The organism is Chryseobacterium culicis (assembly GCF_002979755.1).
GTDB classification, from domain to species: Bacteria; Bacteroidota; Bacteroidia; order Flavobacteriales; family Weeksellaceae; genus Chryseobacterium; species Chryseobacterium culicis_A.
The window spans coordinates 36,611-62,132 of record NZ_PCPP01000003.1; the positions used below are offsets into that span (position 1 = coordinate 36,611).

Sequence of the window (25,522 nt, forward strand, 5' to 3'; positions counted from 1 at the left end):
TATAGAACCATGAATCAAAAAAACGTCAATAAAGATACCCCGCTGTATCCGGGAATGCAGCCCGATCTGAAAGTAGAAGTAGCCATTATCGGTGCCGGAACTTCCGGATTGTATACTGCTTTTCGTTTGGTAACAGACAATAAGTATAAAGGTCATGAAGTACAGATCTTCGACATGAGTAACAGGTTAGGCGGAAGACTTGAATCCGTAATCATGCCGGGAATGAATTTCTGGGGTGAACTCGGAGGAATGCGTTATCTGACTTCTCAAGAGATTGTAACCACATTAATAGAAGGTTATCCACTGAAAGAGGATCCGAGCAAAAGAACACCCGTATTAAAGGATAAGATGACTCCTGTTCTCTTTCCTATGGGTAACCCGGAAAAACTCTTCATGTATATCAGAAAAGAACGTTTCAAACAAAATGCATGGACGGAAGAGCAAGATCAGGGTAACAAACTGATTACCCGTTATTTTCTGAATAAAAATGACGAAGGTTTAAGCTCTGACCAGCTATTCAATAAAATCATTTACAATGTTTTAATGTCGGATCCGTGGGTAGTAGAAAACTATAAAGAATTAATCATTGAAGATCCTAACGGTTATGATTATACCTTCAAGCTGACCAGCAGGGATTGGGATGCCATCAAACCAAGAATGGTTTACAATTTCCCGGGTTCTCCTTATGACAAACGCCTGGTAAATGATATTGGTTTCTGGAACTTAATCAAAGATCAGGTTTCTCAGGAAGGATATGAATTCTTAGCAAATGCCGGAGGATACTATTCCAATACCATCAACTGGAATTCTGCAGAGGCATTTCCTTATATGGTAGGAGATTTTTCTGCCAACACTACCTACAAAACGATTGAAGAAGGCTATGACAGTATCGCTTATGCAATTGCCAATGCTTATATGGAATATGAAGGAGCACGCATCTGGTCTGAAAATAAGCTGATTACTTTCACCAAAGATCATCATTTGATCCATACTCATAAATATGAACTTACTTTCCTGAATATACAAAGCAATACAACGTGGAAAGTGTATGCCAATTCAATAGTATTGGGTATGCCAAGAAAATCTCTTGAACTGTTGGATCAGAATAACTTCTTTTTTGATGTTAACAGACATCAGAAACTGAATGAAAATATCCGTTCTATCATTATGGAACCTGCCTTTAAAATCCTGATGGGCTTCGAGCGCCCGTGGTGGAAAGATCTGGGAATTGATTCCGGGCATTCCATTACAGACTTACCGATGAGACAGTGCTACTATTTCGGTACTGATCCTGAAAACAACAATTCAATGTTGCTGGGAAGCTACGGTGATATGGAAACAGAAACATTCTGGAAAGCACTTTCTGATGATAAAGTTCTGTTCAAAGTAAGAGCTAACAAGTCTACATCCATGGAAGAATTACACAAATTTGATGATGTTCAGGCCACAGAATTTATGGTCAACGAATTGATAAACCAGCTGAAAGAAGTACATGGTATAGATATTCCACAGCCTTATGTAACCTATTTCAGAGACTGGACCGATGATCCTTACGGCGCCGGATATCATGCATGGAAAGCAGGTTTCTCCGTGAAAGATGTCATGCCTTATATGAGAAAACCTCTGATAGATGAGCAGATTCATATTATCGGGGAAGCTTATTCCGACCAACAAGGATGGGTGGAAGGTGCTTTCTGTGAAGCGGAAAAAATGCTTCAGACCCATTATAAATTAGACTGGCCGTACTGGCTGGATCCTGATTATTATTTAGGATGGTAATCTTGAATACATAATAGTAAGATGATATGTATAGATAAAGCTCCGGAGTATTTCGGAGCTTTATTATTTCCTTATTTACAGTAAATCATTGCACGGACAATCTTCCTGTAAGATATTCTATGACATTGTTTTAAATACAATTAATAATTTTAACTCAATACTTTTATGATGGTACTTATTAATTTATTACATTTGCATAACTAGTTATATAATTGGTTATTTTATAATATTTATATAAAGTACAGGAACTTAGTGTAAAACAAAAAACATAAAAATGTCAGTTCATAAAGACGATAAGAAAAAGATTACCACGCTTCAATTAAAAAAAATGAAGGAGCAAGGCGAAAAAATAAGTGTTTTGACGGCTTATGACTATACAACCGCAAAAATCATTGATGAAGCAGGAATTGATGTAATCATTGTGGGAGATAGTGCATCCAATACAATGATTGGAAATCCAACGACATTAAGCATCACTTTAGATCAAATGATCTATTATACAAAATCAGTAGTGAATGGTACCAAAAGAGCTTTGGTGATCGCTGATATGCCATTTGGGACCGTGTCTGGAAATCCCTTGAAATCTCTTGATGCAGCTATCCGCATGATGCAGGAAACTGGTGCAGATGCTATTAAAATTGAAGGTGGTGCAGAAATCAGGGAGGATGTAAAAAAAATAATTGATGCCGGTATTCCTGTAATGGCTCATTTAGGGCTAATGCCTCAATCCATCAATAAATATGGAACGTATGCTGTAAGAGGAAAAGATGAAGACGAAGCAAAAAAACTGATAGAAGATTGCCATTTAATGGAAGAATTAGGAGCATTTGGAATACTGCTTGAAAAAATACCGGCTCATCTTGCTGCTCAAATTTCTCAACAAATTTCTATCCCGACAATAGGAATAGGTGCCGGTGTGAGTACAGACGGACAGGTACTGGTCATACAGGATGTAATGGGAATGAATAAAGATTTTTCACCCAAATTTTTAAGACGATACGCAGATCTTCACACCGTAATGACAGAAGCTACAAAGAACTACATAGATGATGTAAAAACAATGAATTTCCCTGTCAAAACTGAGAGTTATTAATAAAAAAATCTTGAAATATGGACTTATTCAACAGAACAGGTAAAATGGCGTTAGGTAGCAGGCTCCGTTTGCTTACAGCAAAAGTGACTGAAGATGCCACTAAAATTTATGAGTTGTATAATGTAGAAAACTTTTCACCCAAATGGTTTCCTGTATTTTTTGTATTGCATGAAGAAAGCAATCAAACCATTACTGAGATTGCCGAACAAATTGGACACTCTCAACCTTCAGTAACAAAAATTATCAAGGAAATGCTGAAGGCAGGATTGGTTGAGGATAATCTTAAATCAAGTGATAAGAGAAGAAATATTGTAGGCTTAACTGCGGAAGGGAAACAGATTGCAGAGAAAATGGTAACAATACAATGTGCGGATATAGATCTTGCTATTGACGGAATTATTGAAGAAGCTACACACAATCTCTGGGAAGCACTTGCAGAATGGGAACACCTTTTTGAACAGAAATCCTTGCTTTCAAGAGTAAAGGAACAGAAAAAGGCCCGTGAAAGTAAAAATGTAAAAATCGTTGATTATAATCCGAAATACCAATCTGCATTCAAAGCACTTAATGAAGAATGGATCTCCGCTTATTTTAAAATGGAAGATGCCGACTATAAAGCATTGGATAGCCCTGAAGAATATATCTTAAATAAAGGAGGGAAAATACTTGTCGCCCTTTATAATGATGAACCGCTTGGGGTCTGTGCTCTCATCAAAATGGAAGATCCGGATTATGATTTTGAGCTTGCAAAAATGGCTGTCTCCCCAAAAGCACAGGGAAAAAACATAGGCTGGCTGCTGGGAAAGGCAATTATCAATACGGCCAAAGAAATCGGAGTATCGAAAATATATCTCGAAAGCAATACCATCCTGAAGCCAGCCATTAACCTGTATTATAAACTTGGATTCCAAAAAGTATCCGGTCGCGCAACACCCTATCAGCGCTGTAACATTCAAATGGAATTATCTCTAAAAAATTAAGATATGTACGATAAAAAAGTAGCCATTGTCATTAAAGATGATCTCTTGCCATGGCAAAAACTTAATGTTGTTTCTTTTCTGGCGGGAAGCATCGCTATTGAATTTCCGGAAACTCATGGTGAAAAGTTCATCACCGCAGATCAGGAAGAATTTTTAGCTTTTATAAAACATCCTACCCTTATTTATAAAGCAGATAATACAGAAAAACTTCAGCGGGCATTCCGCCGCTCAAGAGATCGAGAACTTTCCATTGGAGTTTATACCTAACAGCTTTTTGCGACCCGCTCCGGTGAAGAGAATGTTCTTGAGATCGCAAAACATCCTGCAGATCATCTGGATCTTGTTGGTATTATCGTGTATGGTGAGAATAAAAAAGTAGATAAAGCTCTGGATGGATTAAAATTTCATGAATAAAAACCAATCATTATGTACGATAGAATAAAACAGAGTTTTGATAAACAGGGAATCATGAAAACGATTGGTGCCCAATTAGAAGAAGTTCAGCAAGGAGAGGTAAAAATTACCTGCAAATTTTCGGAAAACCTGACCCAGCACAACGGCTTTTTTCATGCAGGCATTCTCACAACCATTGTAGACAGCGCCTGCGGATATGCAGCTCTAACCACAATGCCTGAAAATTCCAATGTATTGACCGTAGAGTTCAAAGTTAATTTTATGAAGCCAGCCAATACGGATAAACTTGTTGCCATTGGAAAAGTTTTACAGGCAGGAAGAACACTTACCATTTGTGAAGGTTATGTCTATGATCAAAAAGAGGAAAAGCTCATTGCAAAAATGACAGCAACTATGATTGCCATTCATTCATAAAAACAAATTTTCTTCCATAACATTTAAAATGCACAAATCCTTATTTGTGCATTTTTCAGTATAAATATATGAAATAGACTCTTTTTAAGCTCTATCAAAGAGCAAGCTATTATATTCTTATTCCATATCACCACCATTAGTTTTTTCTATTTATCAAAGGGAATCTTGAAGTGATATTTTCCTAACTTTTCAGATTGAAACGAAATAAAGAATACTCCTGATAATTTTTGGATTATCTGAACTATTCAAAACCCAATAACAGCAAAAACAGCGTATCATCTTATGACAGATAAAAATTTTAATCCTCATAAAGGCTTTATATTCAGTAAGCATGTACCAGAGGAATTATCACATTTTGACCGGGTCTTTGATGTTTTCAAAGATTTGCTCACCCATACCTCCGGAGATATAGAGGAAGCTTTCGAGTGGCTTGATATGCTTGATAAAGAGTATGATATCTTCAATGATGAATATACCCTTCAGGATTTTGAAGAAGATTTGAAAAAAAGAGGTTATATCAGAGAAGAAGATCCTGAAGAAGGCAATACAGGAAGTGGAAAAGGTAAAAATATATTAACACCTAAACTGGAAGCAGCCCTTCGTGAGTATGCCTTAGACCAGATTTTTGGAAAGCTGAAGAAAAACGGGGCAGGAAATCATCGCACCAGCAAAACAGGAATCGGAGATGAAAGAGATGGCGAAAACCGCTCCTTCCAATACGGAGATGATCTTGCAGCAGTGAATATGACTGAAAGCTTAAAGAATGCACAGATCAATAACGGAATTTCAGACCTGCGCCTGACAGAGGAAGACCTCATCGTAGAAGAAACGAAACACAAGGCACAGATGAGTACCGTTCTGATGATAGACATCAGCCACTCCATGATTCTATATGGTGAAGACCGTATTACTCCGGCGAAAAAAGTAGCCATGGCACTTGTGGAACTGATTAAACGAAAATACCCCAAAGATTCTATCGACATCATTGTTTTTGGAAATGAAGCATGGCCTATCAAGATCAAAGACCTTCCCTATTTAAAAGTCGGACCTTATCATACCAATACCGTTGCCGGACTTGAACTGGCAATGGATATTCTCCGCAGAAAAAGAAATACCAATAAACAGATTTTTATGATCACCGATGGAAAGCCAAGTTGCATTCAGCTTCCCAGTGGAGAGTTTTATATGAATAGTTTTGGTTTGGATGAAAAAATTGTTAACCAATGCTTCAACAGAGCAGCACAAGCCAGAAAACTGAAAATACCCATCACTACTTTTATGATTGCTCAGGATCCTTATCTGCGGCAGTTTGTAGAAGAATTTACCGCTCAGAACAAAGGAAAAGCTTTCCTGACAGGGCTTTCAGGTTTAGGACAAATGATTTTTGAAGATTACGAAAAAAACAGAATAAGAAGAATTTAAAGGTCAGATTTCAGACTTTAAAGCATTGAAAATAAAACCTTACCCGATAAAGTATTACAAGAAATGAAAAACGATATCACATTTAAAGAATTAAAAGACTCCGGTTATACCCATAAAACAATTAATGAGGAAATTCAGGCCAACTTAATTGCCAGAATTAAAGCTAAAGAACCCGTATTCGAAGGACTTTGGGGCTATGAAGACACCGTTGTTCCTCAATTGAAAAAAGCAATTCTTGCCGGACACCACATCAATTTACTTGGACTGCGCGGCCAGGCAAAAACCAGAATTGCAAGAAGTATGGTTAATCTGCTTGATGAATATATGCCTGTTGTAAAAGGTTCCGAAATCAACGACAGCCCGTTTCATCCCATTTCAAAATTTGCCAAAGACCTCATTGATGAATTGGGTGATGAAACTCCTATTTCCTGGGTACACCGCTCTCAACGTTTCTATGAAAAACTAGCAACTCCGGATGTGAATGTTGCTGATTTAATCGGTGATATAGACCCTATCAAAGCAGCTACTTTAAAACTTCCTTATTCTGATGAACGGGTTCTCCATTACGGAATGATTCCCCGTGCTAACCGTTCCATATTTGTTTTAAATGAATTGCCGGATTTACAGGCCCGAATCCAGGTTTCCCTGTTTAATATTCTACAGGAAGGAGATATTCAGATCCGGGGATTCCAGCTGAGAATGCCTCTTGATATTCAATTTGTTTTTACCGCCAATCCGGAAGATTATACCAACAGAGGAAGTATTGTAACTCCGTTGAAAGACAGAATCGGATCGCAGATTTTCACCCATTATCCAAAAACAATTGCTCTTGCCCGACAGATTACCGAGCAGGAAGCACTGATCTCTGCTGAAGATAAAGCACAGATACAGATTCCTGATCTGGCGAAAGATCTTTTGGAAGAAGTGGCTTTTGCAGCCCGAATCAGTGAATATGTAGATGCAAAAAGTGGTGTAAGTGCCCGTTTGACGATCAGTGCAATGGAAAACTTAGTTGCAGCCGCCAAATTACGTCTGATTGAATCCGGAGCAGAGAAAACCACCATCCGACTGCTCGACTTCATGTCCATCATTCCGTCTATTACAGGAAAAATTGAGCTGGTATATGAAGGAGAACAGGAAGGAGCTGATTACGTAGCCAAAATTCTGATTGACAAAGCAGTCATGACCCAGTTTGAAAGTATATTCCCCCGTATTTCCAAACTGGAAAAAGAAGGCATCAAAACACCTTATACCGATCTGATCAGATGGTTCAATAAAAACCATTTAGAACTTAATTACAATGATACAGATGAAGAATTTTATGCTAAACTTGATAAGATAGCTCCTCTGACAGCTGTAGTGGAAGAAAATACCTCTGAACTCAACGCTGAAGACCAGAATTTCTGTAAAGAGCTAATTTTATGGGCATTAACCATCAGCAACAAAATTGATAAATCTGAAAATCAAAATGCCTTTACTTTTGATTCGCCGGGAATTGGCCAGTTTTTGCGTAATTAAAATCAATATCCGATAGATTAAATATAAAAACCTTCAGAACTGATCTGAAGGTTTTTTATTTTTTCTTTACACCATATTATCATTTTTAAGTATAGCAGCACCAAAAGGATTATCAACCAGCCACAGCCATTCTCCATCTTCATTTCTTTTCATAATGCAGGAAGTATGGCCTTTCATTTCAATCAGATGCCCGTCCGGAGCTTTTCCGGTCATTTCCCAATGGTCTAGCCACATGGCAACATCATTCACAACGGTTACATGGGGAGTTTCACCCTGAATATCCAGTTGTAAACGGCAAATCTCATTCATTGCCAATGCGATCTGATCAAGCCCTCTCAGCTCTCTTCCCTCTCTGTCTATATATACGGCATCAGGATGAAAACAACTTAATGCTCCTGCCACATCTCCATTTTTAATACAATAACGGAAATATGCTACAGCACCGGCTTCTGTTTTTCTATTAAAATCCTGCACTTATTTTAGATTTCTTGCGTTTAATTCTTTTTTCAATTCCTTCTTATTTTTATTCCAGCTGTTAGCCACAAAAAGGGCAAATAGTATCGGTATAAAAGTCATCAAACTAAGCCCTTTGGTGATCATACTATAAATAGCTATACCCACTAATACTCCAAGGATAACAGCATTGGAGATATTGCGGGCTTCAATGGTTCTTTTTTTCTCCAAAAGTTCCTGATCTGTTAATTCTGATAGTTCTTTTTCCATGGTTTGCTTAAGGTTTCCCGGTTATTTTTTGTTTTAAATCAGCAAAAAGGGGTTGTTTTACCATCTGTTTTCGCCGAAAGCTAAAATACAACATTGCTGAGACATTTTTTTATTTCTTTTATTTGTAATTTATTTCTGAAAATTTCAAAGCTTATGGAAGACAACCTGAATTGTATTTACAGAATTATCAATTTCATGGAAAAGAATTACGATCAGCCCGTCTCTGTAAAGGAACTGGAAGATATTTCCCATTACTCCTACCGAAATATCCAGCGCATTTTTAAGTACAGTTGTGGGGAAACCATTGGAGCTTTCCAGCAAAGATTAAAAGTAGAAAATGCCTATAAACGGATTCTTTATACTCAGGAAAACCTTACCTCCATTGCTATTGAAGTGGGTTTTGCCAATATCGCTTCTTTTTCCAAAGCTTTTAAACAACATTTTGGAATTTCACCCAAAGCAGCAAGACAAAGTAAAGAACAGCTCCTTTGTGAGGACGCCATCATTCCGGTTACATCAGATATTTTGCTGGAACCTGAAATTGTATTTTTGAAACCAATGCAGGTATATTATCAGAGTATTAACACATATTACAACAATGAAGAAATTGAAGTCCTGTGGGAAAAATTCATGGAAAATGAGTTTCCTGATTCCGGGACAGCCTATTTTGGAGTCATCGCAGATGAACCATTGATTACCACTGAAATCAACTGCCGGTATGATGCATGTTCTTCCGTACAGTCTGACCAAAAAAAGCTTCCTTCAAAAACAATATTTGGAGGAAAATATGCCCGCTTCACCCACGCAGGCAGCTATGACACCATTGACGAAACCTATACCAAAATCTATTCCCGCTGGATTTTTAATTCAGGTCTTGAATTCACCCATACTCCCATTATCGAAAAGTATGAAAGGCATGTTGAAAATGAAGATGACCAGGAAAAGCAGCTGACTTATATTTTATTGCCCCTGAAGTAAGTTGTCAATTTGGGACAACTTTTACAGCTTTTATCGATCTAATTTTGCCTTGTTAAAAATAGATCAATTATGCAAAAAAAGAAAATCTTGTCCCTGCTCTTACCTGCCCTTTTACTTTCCTGTTCACAGACAGATACAGTAGAGAATCCAGATACAGTGAACCCCGTGGCAGCTCTTTACAAAATGCCGGAAGAATCGGCAACACACGAAGGAACCTGGCTTCAATGGCCCCATCAGTATCAATATGGAACTACTTACCGTAACAGACTGGATGCAACATGGGTAGCCATGGCCAAAGAACTGGTACAAAGTGAAAAAGTTCACATCATTGCTTATGACGGTGTAGAAAAGGATCGTATTACAGCACTATTAAACAGTGCCGGAGTTCCGCTTACCCATATTAATTTCAAACTTTATCAGACAGATGATTTCTGGGTAAGAGATAACGGTCCTATCTACGTGAAGGATCAAAACGGACAGTTATTTATTCAGGATTGGGGATTTAATGGCTGGGGTAATAAAGCCGATTACAGCAAATGCAACACCATTCCTTCCAAAATAGCTACAGATACCAATATTCCAAAAATCAATCTTAACTCAGTGATGATTAATGAAGGCGGAAGTGTGGAAATTGACGGAAACGGAGTCTTGATAGCTTGTAAAAGTTCTATCCTGAATAATAACAGAAATCCGGGAATGACCCAACAGGAAGCAGAAGCCATATTTACTAAAAATCTGGGAGTAACCAAATTTATCTGGCTGAATGGAAAAGCGGGTCTTGATATCACAGATATGCACATTGATGGTTTCGCAAGATTTGCCAATTCATCCACGATTATCACGATGAATCCTGATGATCTTAACTATTGGCAGGTTCCGGATGGTGACATTAATAAGCTATATGATGCTACCACAAAAAGCGGATCTGCTTATCATTTTGTAAAAGTACCCCTCACAAGAAATGATGTAATAACAACCTATGGAAAAAATGTAGGCCGTGCTTCTTATATTAATTATTATATCGCGAATAACCGCGTATTGGTGCCTAACTATAACGATCCCAATGATGCTGTGGCCAATAATATTATTCAACAGCTGTATCCTGGCAAACAGGTAGTGGGAATAGACTGCCGTAACTTATTTGCCAATGGCGGAATGGTACACTGTGTAACCCAGCAACAGCCCCAATAAATACTATTAAAAATAAAGCCTGCTGAAAATCAGCAGGCTTTCCTGATAAAGAATGCCAGTCCCCAAAAATAGCGTAAATTTGTCTGACCATCTTGCTAAAAGGTGGTTTTCTATTGTAAGTATTATGAAAAAAACAGCAGTTTCTTTATTAGCCCTGCTTCTGAATATTGTTTGTCAGGCACAAAATTTTGATGTTATTCCTTTAGGGATATATGGCGGTGAGCAGGAAGACAATTTATCAGCCTATCTGGTAGGAGCACCGAAAGACAATGCATTTCTATGTCTTGATGCCGGTACCGTAAATACCGGAATACGGAAAGCAATTCAATTAAAAAGTCTTGAAGGATCAGCGGAAACAGTTTTAAAAGATCAGATAAAAGGATATTTTGTGTCGCATGGTCATCTGGATCACTTATCAGGACTGATCATCAATTCCCCGGCCGACTCCAAAAAGGATATCTTTGCTATAGCACCTGTGATTCAGATTTTACAGAATCATTACTTCATCACAGATACCTGGATCAATTTTGCGGATCAGGGACAAAAACCTATCCTTGGAAAATACCATTATAATGAACTTCAGGAAGGCGCTGAAATCCCTGCACCTAAAACACCTTTCTTTATCACAGGTTATGAACTGAGCCATGTAACCCCTTATAAAAGCAGTGCTGCATTGGTAAGAAGAAATGAACACTATTTACTGTATCTGGGAGATACAGGTGCTGACCGTATTGAAAAATCTGACCGTCTGGATCATCTTTGGAATACCATTGCTCCTCTGGTTAAAAAAAGAAAACTGAATACTATATTAATTGAAGTTTCTTTTCCTAACAGCCAGCCTGAGCATCTTCTGTTTGGTCACCTTACTCCTAATCTTCTGGTTGAAGAATTAAGTAAGCTGAAAGAAAAAACAGGTCAGAACAATCTTGAGGGGCTCAATATTGTCGTTACCCATAGAAAACCGACAGGTGATAATCCAGAACTTATCAAAAAGGAATTATTGAAAAACAATCCTCTAAACGTAAATTATATTTTCCCTGAGCAAGGTAAAAAAATTAGTTTACCCTAATTATCAATCAAAAGATGAAGCTTATTTCGGCTTCATCTTTTTTATTTTATGCATCATTACCCAACAAAATAATCAACTAAATTACAAGCATTTACATACGATTCATTAAAATCATGAAGTTTTTTCTATTTTGTTGATCAGTTCTTAAGCAATTTATAATTTCCACTACCTTCATCTTTAGCTATGGTATAGCCATCTGTCAGTTCAAGGATCCATCCGTCACCTGATACTTTTTTATTTTCAGTACTCACTGGATTTGATATTGAAATTTTATCCCAGTTTGGGCTCATCAATGCTCCGTTTTCAATCGTCAGAATGCCCCACAAATCAGTAATCCGGATATTCGGATATACCGTCCCATGATCTTCTACAGGCACAATATTTCTCGGATCAAACGAAACATTCATTTTTTCAAATTTGATTTCAAAGTGAGGTTGTTGAATGAATTTCATTTTGTATTCGGCAATACGTTTTTTCGTTTGTTCTTCTCTTTCGGTTTCCTCCTTTATAGTTGATGTACCATTATAATTGTCAGATAGTTTTTCAACTGCTTTTTGCAGGTCAGTCTGAATCCTGACATCGAATGCTTTAATGAAATAGCCGGTCAGGTCAGTTTTTGCATTAATTTTTTTGTTCCAGTCCGGATCTTTAAGATACAGCAAATATCCATAAACAGGTGTTGTATAATAAGCAAATGAACGTACAAATGTTGGATTTTTCATAAAACCATCAATGCCATTCAAAAGATATAATCTTGTTTGATCTTTATTTCTGCCACTCACAATCAGCCCTGTAAACTCAGCAATTCCTTCATTCAGTTCCAGCAGGTTTTCTGTATTCTCTGAACCTTTGTAAAGCCTATTCCTATATTTTCTAAAGGTCAATGCATTGGTGAGGTGATGTGTATATTCCTTTTCTGAAGATGATCGGACTGCCTGCTTTAGCGCTTCCAATTCAAGACGAAGGTAAATCCTCCCTTCTTTCTGATCCAGATGACTATTTTCTGCATTGTTAAGAGTAAATCCCAATGAAGGCTGAATGCTGTGAAAAGATTCATGAGCCAAAAGATTAATCCTGTTTTCCTTATTTTGAGAAAGAGGAAGCATGATCATTGCCCATCTTTTTCCACCCCAATTGATGGCGGTATTTGCGATGTTGACAGCAGCAGGCAAAACTCCAGAATAGATAGTGCCATTACGTTTCAGAATTCCCTCCGAATCCGGCTCGTTGGCAAAAAATTCCCTGGTTTTAGGATCGATTAACATCATAGGGCCATATAAATCTTTGTTCCAAAGTCCGATATTCTTTTTTGAAGCGGTGTTTAGCTCATCAAAATAAACAGAAATTGTATCAGAGGAAATAGATTGTTTTTGTGCTTTTACACCCAATACAAACAAGAAAAAGAATGCTGTAAGAACAGTCTGCTTCATGGTTAAATTCTTTGTGGTTAAAGTTTTTCTGTGAAAATAGATCGTTGCACCTTATAGGTATACACACATAATAAGTGCAAATTAATACTTTAGGCAGCTAATATAATGAATTACAGTGATGAAGAAAAACCGCAACCATCAAAAATAACGTGCAGGCAAGGTAATTGATGAGCTTCTAAGAAATATATATTGAGCCGTAAAGAAAATAAAGCTGAGCATTTAATAACTAACTTTGTCATTAAAGACCCTTTATTTTTAACATAAGATGGAACAGGATGACCCATTGAAAACCATAAATTACTCAGGAATATTTTTTTCCTGTTTTTCAGATTATAGTGAAAAATGCATTCACGCAACCCCGGAACATGTACTACTCTATTTGTATTCCGGAGAACAAATCATTGAAGATCGGAATACGAAAATAACCATAGCAGCAGGAGAATGTGCTTTTATACGGCGTAACCACCGTCTGATGATGCATAAAAACAGTAAAGGCGATGAACTTTACAAAGGAATTTCATTAACCTTCAACCGTAACTTGCTCCGGGATTTTTATAATAAACTAAATAAATCAGATCTGCCTCAAGAGATTCATTTTTCTGAAGAAAATGTATTTAAAATAGATCCGCGTGCCGATATTACAAGCCTGTTTCAATCGCTCACCCCTTATTTTGATGAAAATACAAGACCGACTGAAGGGGTTGTTCATCTTAAATTACAGGAAGGAATCTACGCCTTACTCAATCAATCAGAGATCTTTTTTCCTATTTTGTTTGATTTTACAGAGCCGTGGAAAATTGATATAATGGAGTTCATGAATGAAAATTATATGGATGAACTTACCATGGAACAAATTGCTTCCTATACCGGTCGCAGTCTGGCCACTTTCAAGCGTGATTTCCAAAAGATAAGTGACCTGAGTCCGCAAAAATGGCTGATCAGAAAACGTCTTGAAGCCGCCTATTTCAAACTGAAAAATGAAGGCAGGAAAGTACAGGATGTTTATGTAGAGGTTGGATTTAAAAATCCTTCACACTTTTCCACAGCATTCAAAAAACAATACGGGTTTTCGCCAAAGGAAATATAACCTGAGCTTCAGAGAAAAGTTATTTGAGCCTCGCAGTAATAGTGCTGTGAGGTTCACTTTTTAATTTTGTCCTGTAAATAAATAATAATGAAAACACAGGATATTTTTGAACGACTCACAGAAGGGAAAACCATTCCTGCAGATGATCCGCAGGCCTTCAGAATGCGTGAAGCCTCTTTTGAAACAAAGAAATTACTGATCAGAATGAACAGTACTTCTGATCCGGCAGAAATAAGGAAGTTTCTAGGTGAGATCATCGGTAAATATATTGAAGAAAACACAACCATCTTTACTCCTTTATATATCAATTACGGAAAGAATACAAAAATCGGGAAAAATGTGTTCATCAATTTCGGCTGTACATTTCTTGATCTGGGAGGCATTACAATAGAAGATTATGTCTTAATTGCTCCCAATGTCAGTTTACTTTCTGAAGGACATCCTGTTTCTTCAGAAAACCGCCAATCGCTTGTTCCCGGACGTATTCATATTAAAAAGAATGCCTGGATTGGAGCCAATGCAACCATTCTTCCCGGAGTTACCATAGGCGAAAATACCATAGTAGCTGCAGGAGCTGTTGTTACTAAAGACATTCCGGACAACGTCATTGCTGGAGGAATTCCTGCAAAAATCATAAAACCTATCTAAAGAAATATTCCCATGAAAAAATGGACAATTTTAACAGCATTTGCATTGCTGCTCACAGGAAAAGCCTATGCACAGCAAAATGAAAAGAAAATGAAAAATATTGAAAAAAACGAACACTATACTTTTAAACTGAGCGACAAAGTTACCCGTAAAAAAGTACATTTTAAAAATCGTTACGGAATAGTACTTACCGGTGATCTGTACAGCCCTTCATCCCACGTTAAAAATAAAGGTCTATCAGCTATTGCCATAAGCGGGCCTTTTGGAGCAGTAAAAGAACAGTCATCTGGTCTCTATGCCAATCAGATGGCAGAACGTGGATTTATTGTACTGGCATTTGATCCATCCTATACCGGGGAAAGCAATGGAGAACCGAGAAGTGTGGCATCTCCTGATATCAATACGGAAGATTTCAGTGCTGCAGTAGATTTTCTGGGATTACAGAAAGAAGTGGACAGAAATCGTATAGGAATTATCGGAATCTGCGGATTTGGAGGGTTTGCATTAAATGCAGCAGCAGTGGATCAACGTATAAAGGCTGTTGCAACAACCAGTATGTATGATATGTCACGGGTAATGGCGAGAGGTTATTATGATGCCATCACTCCGGAACAGCGTACACAATTGTTACACCAACTTGGTGAACAACGCTGGAAAGATGCTGAGAAGGGAACATTTCAACCCGGACCAAGGCTGAATGCTGAAAAACTGGAAGGAGATGAACCTCAGTTTGTAAAAGAATACTTTGATTACTACCGTACTCCGAGAGGGTTTCATGAACGTTCATTAAACTCAGTCGGCTCGTGGAATGCAACCAATGCACTCTCTTTTATGAATATGCCATTACTCACTTATATCAAAGAAATTTCTCCCCGTTCGGTACTGATTATTGCTGGAGAAAAAGCACATTCCAGATACTTCAGTGAAGATGCTTACAAGATGGCTGCCGAACCTAAGGAGTTAATAATCATTCCTGGCGCCGTACATACAGATCTTTACGACAAAACAGACATTATTCCTTTCAATACACTGGATGTTTTTTTTAAGAAAAACCTGAAATAAGATTATTTGTAAAACCAGATTCATTAATACAAAAGCCTGCAGATAGCAGGCTTTTGCGACGTATTGGAAAATAAAAAATTTGGGAATTTTAAACCTTAAATAGTTGAATATTTTAATAAAAACTGAGGGAATGCTTTATTAAAATAGTTTCTCCAACAGAATAAGGTATTTTTTATGTGTTCTTAGAATCGGAAATGCAATAACTTTAAGTCCAAAATATTGCACCAGTTTATTACAATCCCAGTTTCTTTTTGATGGCTTCCATTTCTGCTTCTATCTTTTTTCTGCAATCATTAAATACATGTAATTCAAACAATTGATATTCAATATATTAATTCGAATTATTTAAAATTAGAAAGTTTTTTCATTGTTATATTAATTTAACATCGTAATATTGCAATATAAAAATAAAGATAATGGGAGTAACTAAAACAGACATTTATACTGAAGAGCAAAACAAGCTGGCTTCTTTACTTAAAGTGTTGGGTCACCCTGCAAGAATAGCTATTTTACAGCATATCATTAATCAGAAAGCATGTATAGGTAACGATCTTGTTGAAGAACTTGGTCTTGCGCAAGCGACCATTTCCCAACATTTAAAAGAATTGAAAAATATTGGTATTATCAAAGGTTCAATTGAAGGAAAGTCGGTATGCTACTGCATCAATGAAACTACCTGGAAACAGTTTCAAAATGAATTCAACCTGTTTTTTAATCAGGATGTTACTATAAAACAATGCTGCTAAAGCATTTTTTTTCACTCAATATATCGTAATATTGCAATATAACAATTTAAAATAATTACTCACTAAATTTTACTCTATTATGAGACTATCAGAAATCAAAGAAATTCTGCCGGCATTGGAAAATGTTGAATTTCAATTGGAAAACGGCACGTTTGTCCCTGAGCATTTTCATGTAACGGAAGTAGGTCAGATTATCAAAAAATTCATTGATTGCGGCGGTGTAATCAGAAGCGAAAAAGTGGTCAACTTCCAGCTATGGAATGCGGATGATTATGAACATCGTCTGAAAGCGGGAAAACTGCTTCATATCATTCAGCTTTCTGAAGAAAAACTGGGAATAGAAGATTCAGAAATTGAAGTAGAATATCAAGGAGAAACCATTGGTAAATATGATTTGGAATTTAACGGGAAAAACTTTATCCTCAAAAACAAGACAACAGCTTGCCTTGCACAGGAAGCCTGTGGCATTCCTTCGGAAAAACAAAAGAAAAACCTGTCTGAATTATCTGTAACCTCAACATCAGCATGCAATCCGGAATCAGGCTGCTGCTAATTAATTTTTATATAATAATATGTACCAAGAATTATCAAATACAGTTCAGTCTTTACAGTGGGAAAATATAGAGACTGATAGAAAAGAAACGCTGGAACCACTCATCAGTTTTATCCAGCAAAAGGTAGATGATGGCAAAGAAATCAATCTGAATTTTATCTGCACCCACAATTCCCGCCGCAGCCATTTGACACAGGTCTGGGCACAGGCAGCGGCTTCTTTCTTTACGATTCCGGAGGTTAACTGTTATTCTGGGGGAACGGAGACAACAGCCGTATTTCCCAAGATTGCAGAAGTCTTAACGAAGCAAGGTTTTACAGTCTTTAGTATTGCCGATACGACTAATCCCGTGTATGCTATAAAATACGATGACAACCACCTTCCTATCATTGGTTTTTCCAAGAAATATGACAGCCATTTCAACCCTGTATCAGGATTTGCAGCTATTATGACCTGTTCACAGGCTGATGGAGGATGTCCGTTTATCGCCGGGGCAGAAAAAAGAATCCCCATTACCTTTGAAGATCCAAAGGTTTCAGACAATACCCCGGAGCAGGAAGCAATATATACTGAAAGAAGCGTACAAATTGCAGAAGAAATGTTCTATGTTTTTTCTAAAATCAAAAAATAATTATGCAGCCAAGATTAAAGTTTCTGGATCGTTATCTCACGCTATGGATATTTCTTGCCATGGGTATTGGAGTTGCTTTGGGACATTTGTTTCCGTCTATTCCTAATATCATCAATTCACAGTCTGTAGGAACCACCAATATTCCTCTGGCAATAGGCCTTATTCTTATGATGTATCCCCCATTGGCAAAGGTTGATTACTCTCTTCTGCCATTGGTATTTAAGGATAAAAAAGTAATTGGAGTCTCCTTATTCCTCAACTGGATCATTGGTCCGGCTTTGATGTTCGGACTGGCAATTCTTTTTCTAAGGCACGAACCTGATTATATGTCAGGGCTGATATTGATCGGGCTTGCAAGATGTATTGCCATGGTAATCGTCTGGAATGATCTTGCCAAAGGGAACAGAGAATATGCGGCTTTACTGGTTGCTTTAAACAGCATCTTTCAGGTGTTTACGTATAGTTTTATGGTTTGGCTGTTTATTAATGTGCTTCCCAATCAGTTAGGTCTGGCCAGTTTTAATGTAAATATCTCTGTGAAAGATATTACAGAAAGTGTACTGATTTACCTTGGAATTCCTTTTCTGGCAGGATTTCTTAGTCGTCATTTCCTGATAAAGTCTAAAGGAACGGAATGGTACAACAGAAAATTCATTCCTAAAATATCACCTGTTACACTGTATGCTTTATTATTTACCATTGTACTGATGTTTAGCCTGAAAGGTTCAAAAATACTGGAACTGCCAATGGATGTGATTAAAGTATCAATCCCTTTGGTGATCTATTTTATTCTTATGTTTTTCGTAAGCTTTATCATCAACAAATCATTAAAAATTCCTTATGATAAAAATGCATCTATTGCCTTTACAGCTACAGGAAACAATTTTGAACTGGCCATTGCTGTTGCGATCTCCGTCTTCGGTATTCACTCATCGCAGGCATTTGTAGGCGTGATTGGCCCTTTGGTAGAAGTTCCGGTGTTAATACTTCTGGTAAAAGCAAGTGTATTCCTAAAAAAGAAATGGTATCATGAGTAATCTGACAGGAAGAACCATAAAGGTACCTCTATTTTCTCCTCAAGACTTATAGCAATCTGTATTGCATGATGCTCATGAACTACAGTATCAACAGCACGTCCAAGATAGATAAAGTACCCAGCTGAGAAGAATAATAATGGCTTTGTCATATAAGCTCAATAATATCAATGTAATATTCAAAATATATTTACATAAAGATACATGAATAAAAACAGCTTCACAAATCCCATTACTGTTGAAACAATCTGTATTGATGAATATAAAAAGCCTGCAAAATGGCAGGCTTTAGCAACGTATTGAAAAATCAAAAAAATGAAAACCGAGGGATGGTTCATTAAAATGTTTCTCCTTATAAAATAAGATAATCATTCTTATCGTGTGTTTTTAGAACCGTGGACATTTCAATCAATTCAATCCTAATTTCTTTTTGATTGTTTCCAGTTCTGTTTCCAGTTTTTTAATTGTGGCTTTTTGCTCTTCTATTTCATTCTGCTGATCCTGAATCGCTTTTGTAAGGGCAGGTACAAGAGAAGCATAATCGACGGCCCAGGCTTCTTTTGTGTCATCTTTCGGTTTATAGACTGCCTCAGGAATTACTTTATAAAGATCCTGCGCCAGGAATCCGATTTTATGTTGTGTTTTCTGTAGAGGATTTACAGCAGGTTTTCCTTCTTTAATCTGAGTATTAGCAGATAACTCGTATTGTTTCGGCTGCAATGCCATAATGGTACTGAGACCATATCCTATTTCTTTAACCTGAGTTTTTAAACGCATGTCCGAAGTATTGACAAAACCACCTGCTGCACTCACCAGCCCGTTACCGTCAATAGTCACTTTCGTACTGCCGTTATAGCTGTATTTGAATCCTTCTGCGCCAAGATAGACCTGAGTAACAGAACCATTCAGCGTGTTGTATCCACTTAAATCAAGATGTCCTTTGGTGGCTGCAACTTTATTTCCGCCAATACCACCTACTTCTGGCCTATTCATATTGATATCACCATTCCCATCAATATCGAGCATGCTATTGGTGTTATTGGCATAATAATATCGAAAACCTGTAGTACCTACTGTTACCTGGGCAAATGCCGGACTGCTGCTATTCCCTTTTAACGTTAGAAGACCATTATAGGCATTAAGAGCATTCCCTGCTGCACCAAAGGCTGTAATATCACCATCTCCGTTGAAATTAAGCTTTCGGTCTGCATTATAAAAATAATCACCACCACTAGCCTGACTTAGCTTAAATTGGGCAACATTATTATTCCCTGCTATAGTAAGAGCACCTCCTATATTATTGATTGTTCCTGCATTGACTCCTCCTTCCGTGGTTTTGGTTGAAGAATTAAGAAACATATCCATAGAACTTCCCGTATCATTAGTAAGCCTTAAAAGAGCCGAAGCATTGGTTCCGGAGTTTGTATTACTGATGGATGTAAGTCCTGCCCCATTCACATTACTTCTGAAGTATAAAGCTTTATCTAAGTAATCAATCGCTGTATTTTGCAAAAGGGTGCCACCAAGTCTCACATCCTCTCCTACAGCAGTAAGTCCATTACTTGCTGTAATATTGGTGTTTCCTGAGACTTCCCATGTAGAAACAGCGCCTGTAAGTCCGGTACTGATCAGCTGCAGGCTCTGGTTAGGGCCTATTGTGGTACTTGCACTTCCATTAATTGTTTCTGAAGCCGCAGGATTTACGGTAACCGTAAAAGCGGTGTTATTCTTAACGGTATACATACGTCCTCTGAAATTGCCTGTTCCTGAAACAGCTGCCGGAAGGGTGAAAACAGCATTTGCCGTTCCGTTATACGAGATGTGAAAATCTCCCGAAGTCATGGCATAAGCTGCAGAGGTAACAGAACTGTATTTTGCAGCCAAAGATCCGTTAACATCCAGTGTTGATCCGGGTTGGGACATATTGATCCCCACACTTTGGGCAGACCCAATACTGTAAGAAAGCAAAGCGGCCGCGATTGATAATGCAGTAAAATTTTTAAACATTATAATATGATTATGAGTTATTGATAAAGTGAATAAATCTTAGGAAATTAAACTGTATAAGGATTTTACGATACAGCAGCTATGGTAAGTTTTGGATTCTCTGTAAACAAACCGTAGATAGTGCCAGCGGGTGCCCTGAAAAATCTAAATGAAGAAAATTATAAAAATATTTTTTCATTGTTTCCTGTTTTTAATAGTACAAAACTATAGGTTACAGAATCGTTTTCGAAGAAATAAGTGTAAAGAAATCTCCATCTGTATGTGGAAAAATTATGACAAAATGTATAAGGAAGAAACTACTATTAATTTGTATAAGATGATTAAATCCACCACATTTTTTACCTCCAGAATCCTATCAATAACTATTTTACAGAAGCATGAATAATTAGGATAGGCTTTCTGAAATAGATTATCTTTATACAAATGAAATTTTTACCAATCATGAAGTTAAAATTATATCAAATAGATGCCTTTACAGATGAGATTTTCCGTGGAAATCCTGCGTGTGTTGTTCCATTAAAAAATTGGTTACCTGATGAAACCCTCTTAAAAATAGCCCGTGAAAATGCTGTAGCAGAAACCGCTTTTTTCATTGATAACGGCAATACGATTCACCTGAGATGGTTTACTCCTGAAATAGAGATGGATCTGTGCGGACATGCTACCCTTGCCACGGCTCATTGTTTGGCCACCATCTTAGATTATAAGAGCAATAGAATAATCTTTGATACCAAAAGCGGTGCATTGACTGTAGAAGTAAAAGATGGGATGTATTATATGGATTTTCCATCAAGAATGCCTGAAACAGCTACTCTTCCGGATATTATCACCCGAGCTCTTACCATACAACCTAAAGAAGTCTTCAAATCCCGAGATTATGTGCTGGTCTATGATTCTGAGGAGGATATCAAAAACATAAAAATTGAAAGATCTATTTTTGATCTTATCAATCTGGATCCGGGAGGTGTTATCGTGACAGCAGCAGGTACGGACAGTGATTTTGTCTCAAGATATTTTACTTCACAGTCCTCCATTCTTGAAGATCCTGTTACCGGCTCTGCCCACTGCTCGCTTATTCCTTTCTGGTCTGAAAGATTAGGAAAAGATAAGCTTTTTGCCCGTCAGATCTCTGAAAGAGGCGGCCAGCTTTATTGTGAAAACAAGAGTGAAAGAGTAATTGTGGCAGGGAAAGCCAAAACGTATTCTGTGGGACATTTTTGGATTGAATAAAAAAGGTTTCAGGAGATCTTGCGGTGCAATAATCATCACGGGATATTCAACAATAAAAGGCCTTGAATCGAATGATTCAAGGCCTTTCTGCGTAAATAATCTTATTTTTCCGATAAACGTTCTCAAGAGATAACTATTCGGTTCATTTCTCAATGCATTTTATAATGGTCATGTTTAGCGTTTGATTACTTTTACAGTTTTTACAGCGCCATTCACTGAATGTACTATCACCTGATAAATACCCGGTAACAGAGCTGAAAAGTTAAGTGTTCCTTTAGTATCATTGATTACTTTAGCAAGCACCTCTTTTCCCGCTGTATTGTAAACTGCTACTGAAAGAATTTTCTGATCCAATGAGAGGTTCAGAATATCATATACCGGATTAGGATAGACTTTAAGCTGATCTGCATTGAATGAAGCTTTATCCATGTTCAAACCTTTGTTTGCTGAAGTTCCATTAACCACTACATTATTTGCAGGACATCCCACAGGTGTAAAAATTGTTCTTTGAGTATCTCCTCCATCTCCCAGCTCTCCGTGGCTATTACTACCAGAAATCACTAAAAGTCCGTTCGTATTGATAGCCAATGTATTTTGAGCTCCTGCTGAGATGCTTTGCCAGTCAGTGGTAGTTCCAATAAGCATTGGAGTAGATCTGTGTACTGTAAATCCATCTCCCAATTGTCCTGAGGCATTATATCCCCATGTCCAAAGCGTTCCATCTGTTTTGACAGCTATAGTGGAACCATTAGTACCACTGCTAAAATTTCGCCAGTCTGTTGCAGTTCCAACCTGTATAGGTAAGGTTTTATTTACTGTTGTACCATCTCCCAGTTGCCCCCATCTATTATCTCCCCAGGCCCAAATTGTACCATCTGTTTTAAGTCCCATCGAATGAGTCCTTCCTCCCTCAATAGCTTTCCAGTTTGTAGCTGTTCCTATTTGCATAGGTAAGGTTTTATTCACTGTTGTACCATCTCCTAATTGTCCAAACTTGTTATCTCCCCAGACCCAAAGTGTTCCATCTGTTTTGATAGCAAGCGTATGATTACCTTTAGAGGATACACTTAGCCAGTCAGTAGCTGTTCCTATTTGTATAGGTAAGGTTTTGTTCACTGTTGTGCCATCCCCTAATTGTCCACTCTTATTATTTCCCCAGCCCCAAAGCGTTCCATCAGATTTTATGGCGGCCATATTACCATCTCCGGTTGTAATATTTACCCAGTCTGTTGCTATTCCGACTTGTATAGGTAAGGTTTTATTCACTGTAGTTCCATCCCCTAGTTGCCCGTCATAATTCCATCCCCAAGTCCACAGTGTTCCGTCTGCTTTTATTCCTGCCGAATAAGAAAGTCCGGCTACTATTTTCACCCAGTTATCAGAAGTTCCTATTTGTGTGGGTATATTTCTGTTAATCGTAGTTCCATCTCCCAGCGCACCATCAGAGTTATCTCCCCATCCCCATAATGTTCCGTCTTTTTTTAATCCTATGGAATGATTAAGACCGGCACTCACATTTTTCCAACAGCCTGGTTCAGTTGCAGGAAGTGTAGTAAAGGATCCGCCTTCCAACCAAACCGCCTGGCTGAATCCGCAATCAGAGGCCACCCACCAGTAATAAGTGGTTGCAGGCAGCAAGTTTGTTAAATTTACGGTTGTAGAAGCAGTAGTTCCATTATTTCCACTCATCGTAGGATTTGTGCTATACATGTACAAATATCCTTTGCTGGGAGCTTGGGTTGCTGCCGTCCAACTAATAGTAGCTGCTGCCGAAGTAATATTATTTGTAGAAAACTGTGTCGGAGAGATGCAAACTTCAGGCCAGGCAATCTCTACAAACGAATCTCTTTCAATAGTGGTATTATCACCTAACTGACCTGAGCTATTTAGGCCACAAGATCTAAAAGTACCATCAGTTTTTTTTACAAGAACATGATTTTTTCCGACATAGATCTGAAGATTGTCCGTAGAAGAGCCTACTTGTGTAGGGGGAAATGTAGCACTTGAAGTGTCGTTTCCATGCCCCAATTGTCCAAAAGCATTATATCCCCATGACCAAAGGGTTCCATCTGTCTTTGTTGCAAATGCAGCTCCATTTTTAGCCCCTATATAAAGCCAATCGGTTGCCGTTCCAATTTGCTGTGGGATTTTTTTTGAAACGTTAGTGCCATCCCCTAATTGCCCATAAACATTCTGACCCCATGCCCAGAGTGTTCCATCTGTTCTCAGACCTAATGAATAATTATCTGCAGCGTCAACATTTTTCCAATTCGTATCTGTTCCTATTTGCGTAGGGATCTTTTTTAAAATGTTAGTTCCATCTCCATGTTGTCCGGAAGTATTAGTACCCCATGCCCATAATGTCCCGTCTGTTTTGATTCCTAAGGCAAACTTATATCCTGTATCAACGCTTTGCCAGTTGGTATCTGTTCCAATTTGCGTTGGGGTCTTTTTTGAAATGGTAGTTCCATCTCCCAATTGTCCGGAATCATTACGTCCCCACGTCCATAGCGTTCCATCTGTTTTGATTCCTACCGAAAAGTCCTCCCCAATACTAACACTTTGCCAATTCGTATCTGTTCCAATCTGTGTTGGGATATTCTTTGTAGTGGTAGTTCCATCTCCCAACTGTCCGTATTCGTTACGTCCCCATGCCCACAATGTTCCATTATTTTTAATGGCGAAAGTCTGGTTGCCTCCGGCACTGATCATTTTCCAATCTGTAATTTTTCCTATTCGGTGTGGTGCTTTTCTGGTCATCGAGGTTCCGTCACCTAATTCTCCTGAAAAATTAGTTCCCCATCCCCACAATGATCCGTCTGTTTTGATTCCTGCAGAATGCTCATTTCCTGCATTAAGACTTTGCCAACATTGCGCAAAGGAGTGTATACTGATGAATACACCTAATAAAAGTATTTTTCTCATATTTTAATTTTCATGTTATTTTCCTACTCGTATAGCTTTTCGGTTCCGCTTCGTTTACATGGTTTCTGAACTCCATACCACAAGTCATCTGAACACCCAAAACACTCAGAATCAAATAAATTCATAGAGAAACAGGGATGTTAACCAATGAATAAGCGTTGATTTTGAAAGATTTTTGCAGATGTCAGCTCTAGCCCTTAAGAAATTTTAAGGACTTACTGTTGTTTTAAATTACTGGGAAAAAAGAGCGTGTATTCGTAAAAACAAATACGGTGTAGTTTTGTTCATTTTCATGGTTTAATTAGTTTTAAGGTTTAGTTTTTTAAGAAAACAACATGATCAGTTATAATGCCTTTTATGCTGTTCAATGCAAAAGTAGATTTTTATGATGACTCACAAAATACCATAGATCAAGATTTTCAGCAAGACCGGAATATCATTGTTCTTTTTTGTAGGAACAATTTATACATCAGAAAGTACAAGAAAGTAAGAGCTTAAGGTTCCTGAAACTTTCGCTTTTGCTGGTTCATAGATAGACAGACCGTCTATTTTTAGAAACATTGCTTATATTTGAATGATGTCATGAGT

At 37.7% G+C, this 25,522-nt stretch carries 22 protein-coding genes and 1 pseudogene; 18 read left to right on the forward strand and 5 right to left on the reverse strand.

The annotated features are described in order from the left end of the window. Positions 1 to 9 precede the first annotated feature (9 nt). The 7 genes and pseudogenes from CQ022_RS16730 (at position 10) to CQ022_RS16765 (ending at position 7,620) form a co-directional block, all read left to right on the forward strand. Positions 10 to 1,779, forward strand: a complete 1,770-nt coding sequence (locus CQ022_RS16730; RefSeq protein ID WP_105683457.1) for a flavin monoamine oxidase family protein — start codon at positions 10 to 12, stop codon at positions 1,777 to 1,779. Between the two features lie 274 nt (positions 1,780 to 2,053). Beyond that, positions 2,054 to 2,872: a 3-methyl-2-oxobutanoate hydroxymethyltransferase gene (gene panB, locus CQ022_RS16735; RefSeq protein ID WP_105683458.1), complete on the forward strand. Its 819-nt coding sequence runs from the start codon at positions 2,054 to 2,056 to the stop codon at positions 2,870 to 2,872. 17 nt (positions 2,873 to 2,889) lie between these two features. Beyond that, positions 2,890 to 3,852: a helix-turn-helix domain-containing GNAT family N-acetyltransferase gene (locus tag CQ022_RS16740; protein ID WP_105683459.1), complete on the forward strand. Its 963-nt coding sequence runs from the start codon at positions 2,890 to 2,892 to the stop codon at positions 3,850 to 3,852. Between the two features lie 3 nt (positions 3,853 to 3,855). Continuing rightward, a pseudogene (locus CQ022_RS23200) lies at positions 3,856 to 4,266 on the forward strand (DUF2000 family protein). A gap of 12 nt (positions 4,267 to 4,278) precedes the next feature. Continuing rightward, positions 4,279 to 4,680 (forward strand): PaaI family thioesterase, encoded by a 402-nt coding sequence (locus tag CQ022_RS16755; RefSeq protein ID WP_105683461.1) that lies wholly within the window; start codon positions 4,279 to 4,281, stop codon positions 4,678 to 4,680. 282 nt (positions 4,681 to 4,962) lie between these two features. After that, complete coding sequence (locus CQ022_RS16760) at positions 4,963 to 6,102, forward strand: vWA domain-containing protein (protein ID WP_105683462.1); 1,140 nt, start codon at positions 4,963 to 4,965, stop codon at positions 6,100 to 6,102. A 63-nt stretch (positions 6,103 to 6,165) separates the two neighbouring features. Further along, a complete protein-coding gene (locus CQ022_RS16765; RefSeq protein WP_105683463.1) occupies positions 6,166 to 7,620 on the forward strand; it encodes a sigma 54-interacting transcriptional regulator in 1,455 nt (484 codons plus the stop codon). 66 nt (positions 7,621 to 7,686) lie between these two features. On the opposite strand, the gene CQ022_RS16770 is transcribed toward CQ022_RS16765, so the two are convergent. Together CQ022_RS16770 and CQ022_RS16775 are read right to left on the reverse strand one after the other, a co-directional pair. Continuing rightward, positions 7,687 to 8,094, reverse strand: coding sequence for a YybH family protein (locus tag CQ022_RS16770; RefSeq protein ID WP_105683464.1), 408 nt, complete (start codon positions 8,092 to 8,094; stop codon positions 7,687 to 7,689). Then, complete coding sequence (locus CQ022_RS16775; RefSeq protein ID WP_105683465.1) at positions 8,095 to 8,343, reverse strand: FUSC family protein; 249 nt, start codon at positions 8,341 to 8,343, stop codon at positions 8,095 to 8,097. Between the two features lie 153 nt (positions 8,344 to 8,496). On the opposite strand from CQ022_RS16775, the gene CQ022_RS16780 reads away from it, so the two are divergent. The 3 genes from CQ022_RS16780 to CQ022_RS16790 all read left to right on the forward strand — a co-directional run bounded on the left by CQ022_RS16780 (position 8,497) and on the right by CQ022_RS16790 (position 11,581). Next, on the forward strand, positions 8,497 to 9,321 hold the full coding sequence (locus CQ022_RS16780) for a GyrI-like domain-containing protein (RefSeq protein ID WP_105683466.1): 825 nt from the start codon (positions 8,497 to 8,499) through the stop codon (positions 9,319 to 9,321). Between the two features lie 69 nt (positions 9,322 to 9,390). After that, positions 9,391 to 10,512: an agmatine/peptidylarginine deiminase gene (locus CQ022_RS16785; RefSeq protein ID WP_105683467.1), complete on the forward strand. Its 1,122-nt coding sequence runs from the start codon at positions 9,391 to 9,393 to the stop codon at positions 10,510 to 10,512. Positions 10,513 to 10,636: 124 nt separating this feature from the next. Continuing rightward, on the forward strand, positions 10,637 to 11,581 hold the full coding sequence (locus CQ022_RS16790; RefSeq protein WP_105683468.1) for an MBL fold metallo-hydrolase: 945 nt from the start codon (positions 10,637 to 10,639) through the stop codon (positions 11,579 to 11,581). 137 nt (positions 11,582 to 11,718) lie between these two features. Here CQ022_RS16790 and CQ022_RS16795 read toward each other — a convergent pair whose 3' ends face one another. Further along, the gene (locus CQ022_RS16795; RefSeq protein ID WP_105683469.1) at positions 11,719 to 13,011 is read right to left on the reverse strand and encodes a hypothetical protein; all 1,293 of its coding nucleotides are present in this window, start codon (positions 13,009 to 13,011) and stop codon (positions 11,719 to 11,721) included. Positions 13,012 to 13,276: 265 nt separating this feature from the next. Here CQ022_RS16795 and CQ022_RS16800 point away from each other — a divergent pair, with 265 nt between their 5' ends. From CQ022_RS16800 to arsB, 7 genes are all read left to right on the forward strand, one after another. Next, positions 13,277 to 14,098: a helix-turn-helix domain-containing protein gene (locus CQ022_RS16800; RefSeq protein ID WP_105683470.1), complete on the forward strand. Its 822-nt coding sequence runs from the start codon at positions 13,277 to 13,279 to the stop codon at positions 14,096 to 14,098. A gap of 87 nt (positions 14,099 to 14,185) precedes the next feature. Then, complete coding sequence (locus CQ022_RS16805) at positions 14,186 to 14,746, forward strand: sugar O-acetyltransferase (RefSeq protein ID WP_185126823.1); 561 nt, start codon at positions 14,186 to 14,188, stop codon at positions 14,744 to 14,746. 12 nt (positions 14,747 to 14,758) lie between these two features. Next, entirely contained in the window at positions 14,759 to 15,808 is a 1,050-nt protein-coding gene (locus CQ022_RS16810; protein ID WP_105683472.1) for an alpha/beta hydrolase, read from the forward strand. 416 nt (positions 15,809 to 16,224) lie between these two features. After that, the gene (locus tag CQ022_RS16815; protein ID WP_105683473.1) at positions 16,225 to 16,554 is read left to right on the forward strand and encodes an ArsR/SmtB family transcription factor; all 330 of its coding nucleotides are present in this window, start codon (positions 16,225 to 16,227) and stop codon (positions 16,552 to 16,554) included. Positions 16,555 to 16,633: 79 nt separating this feature from the next. Next, on the forward strand, positions 16,634 to 17,107 hold the full coding sequence (locus tag CQ022_RS16820; protein WP_105683474.1) for a DUF6428 family protein: 474 nt from the start codon (positions 16,634 to 16,636) through the stop codon (positions 17,105 to 17,107). Between the two features lie 19 nt (positions 17,108 to 17,126). Next, positions 17,127 to 17,738, forward strand: a complete 612-nt coding sequence (locus CQ022_RS16825; RefSeq protein WP_105683475.1) for a low molecular weight phosphatase family protein — start codon at positions 17,127 to 17,129, stop codon at positions 17,736 to 17,738. Between the two features lie 2 nt (positions 17,739 to 17,740). Next, a complete protein-coding gene (gene arsB, locus CQ022_RS16830; protein ID WP_105683476.1) occupies positions 17,741 to 18,775 on the forward strand; it encodes an ACR3 family arsenite efflux transporter in 1,035 nt (344 codons plus the stop codon). Between the two features lie 405 nt (positions 18,776 to 19,180). Here the strand turns inward: arsB and CQ022_RS16835 are convergent, their stop codons facing one another. Then, entirely contained in the window at positions 19,181 to 20,779 is a 1,599-nt protein-coding gene (locus CQ022_RS16835; protein ID WP_105683477.1) for a tail fiber domain-containing protein, read from the reverse strand. Positions 20,780 to 21,220: 441 nt separating this feature from the next. Here CQ022_RS16835 and CQ022_RS16840 point away from each other — a divergent pair, with 441 nt between their 5' ends. Next, positions 21,221 to 22,009, forward strand: a complete 789-nt coding sequence (locus CQ022_RS16840) for a PhzF family phenazine biosynthesis protein (RefSeq protein WP_105683478.1) — start codon at positions 21,221 to 21,223, stop codon at positions 22,007 to 22,009. A 174-nt stretch (positions 22,010 to 22,183) separates the two neighbouring features. Here the strand turns inward: CQ022_RS16840 and CQ022_RS16845 are convergent, their stop codons facing one another. Continuing rightward, positions 22,184 to 24,934, reverse strand: a complete 2,751-nt coding sequence (locus tag CQ022_RS16845) for a T9SS type A sorting domain-containing protein (RefSeq protein ID WP_105683479.1) — start codon at positions 24,932 to 24,934, stop codon at positions 22,184 to 22,186. Positions 24,935 to 25,522 lie beyond the last annotated feature (588 nt).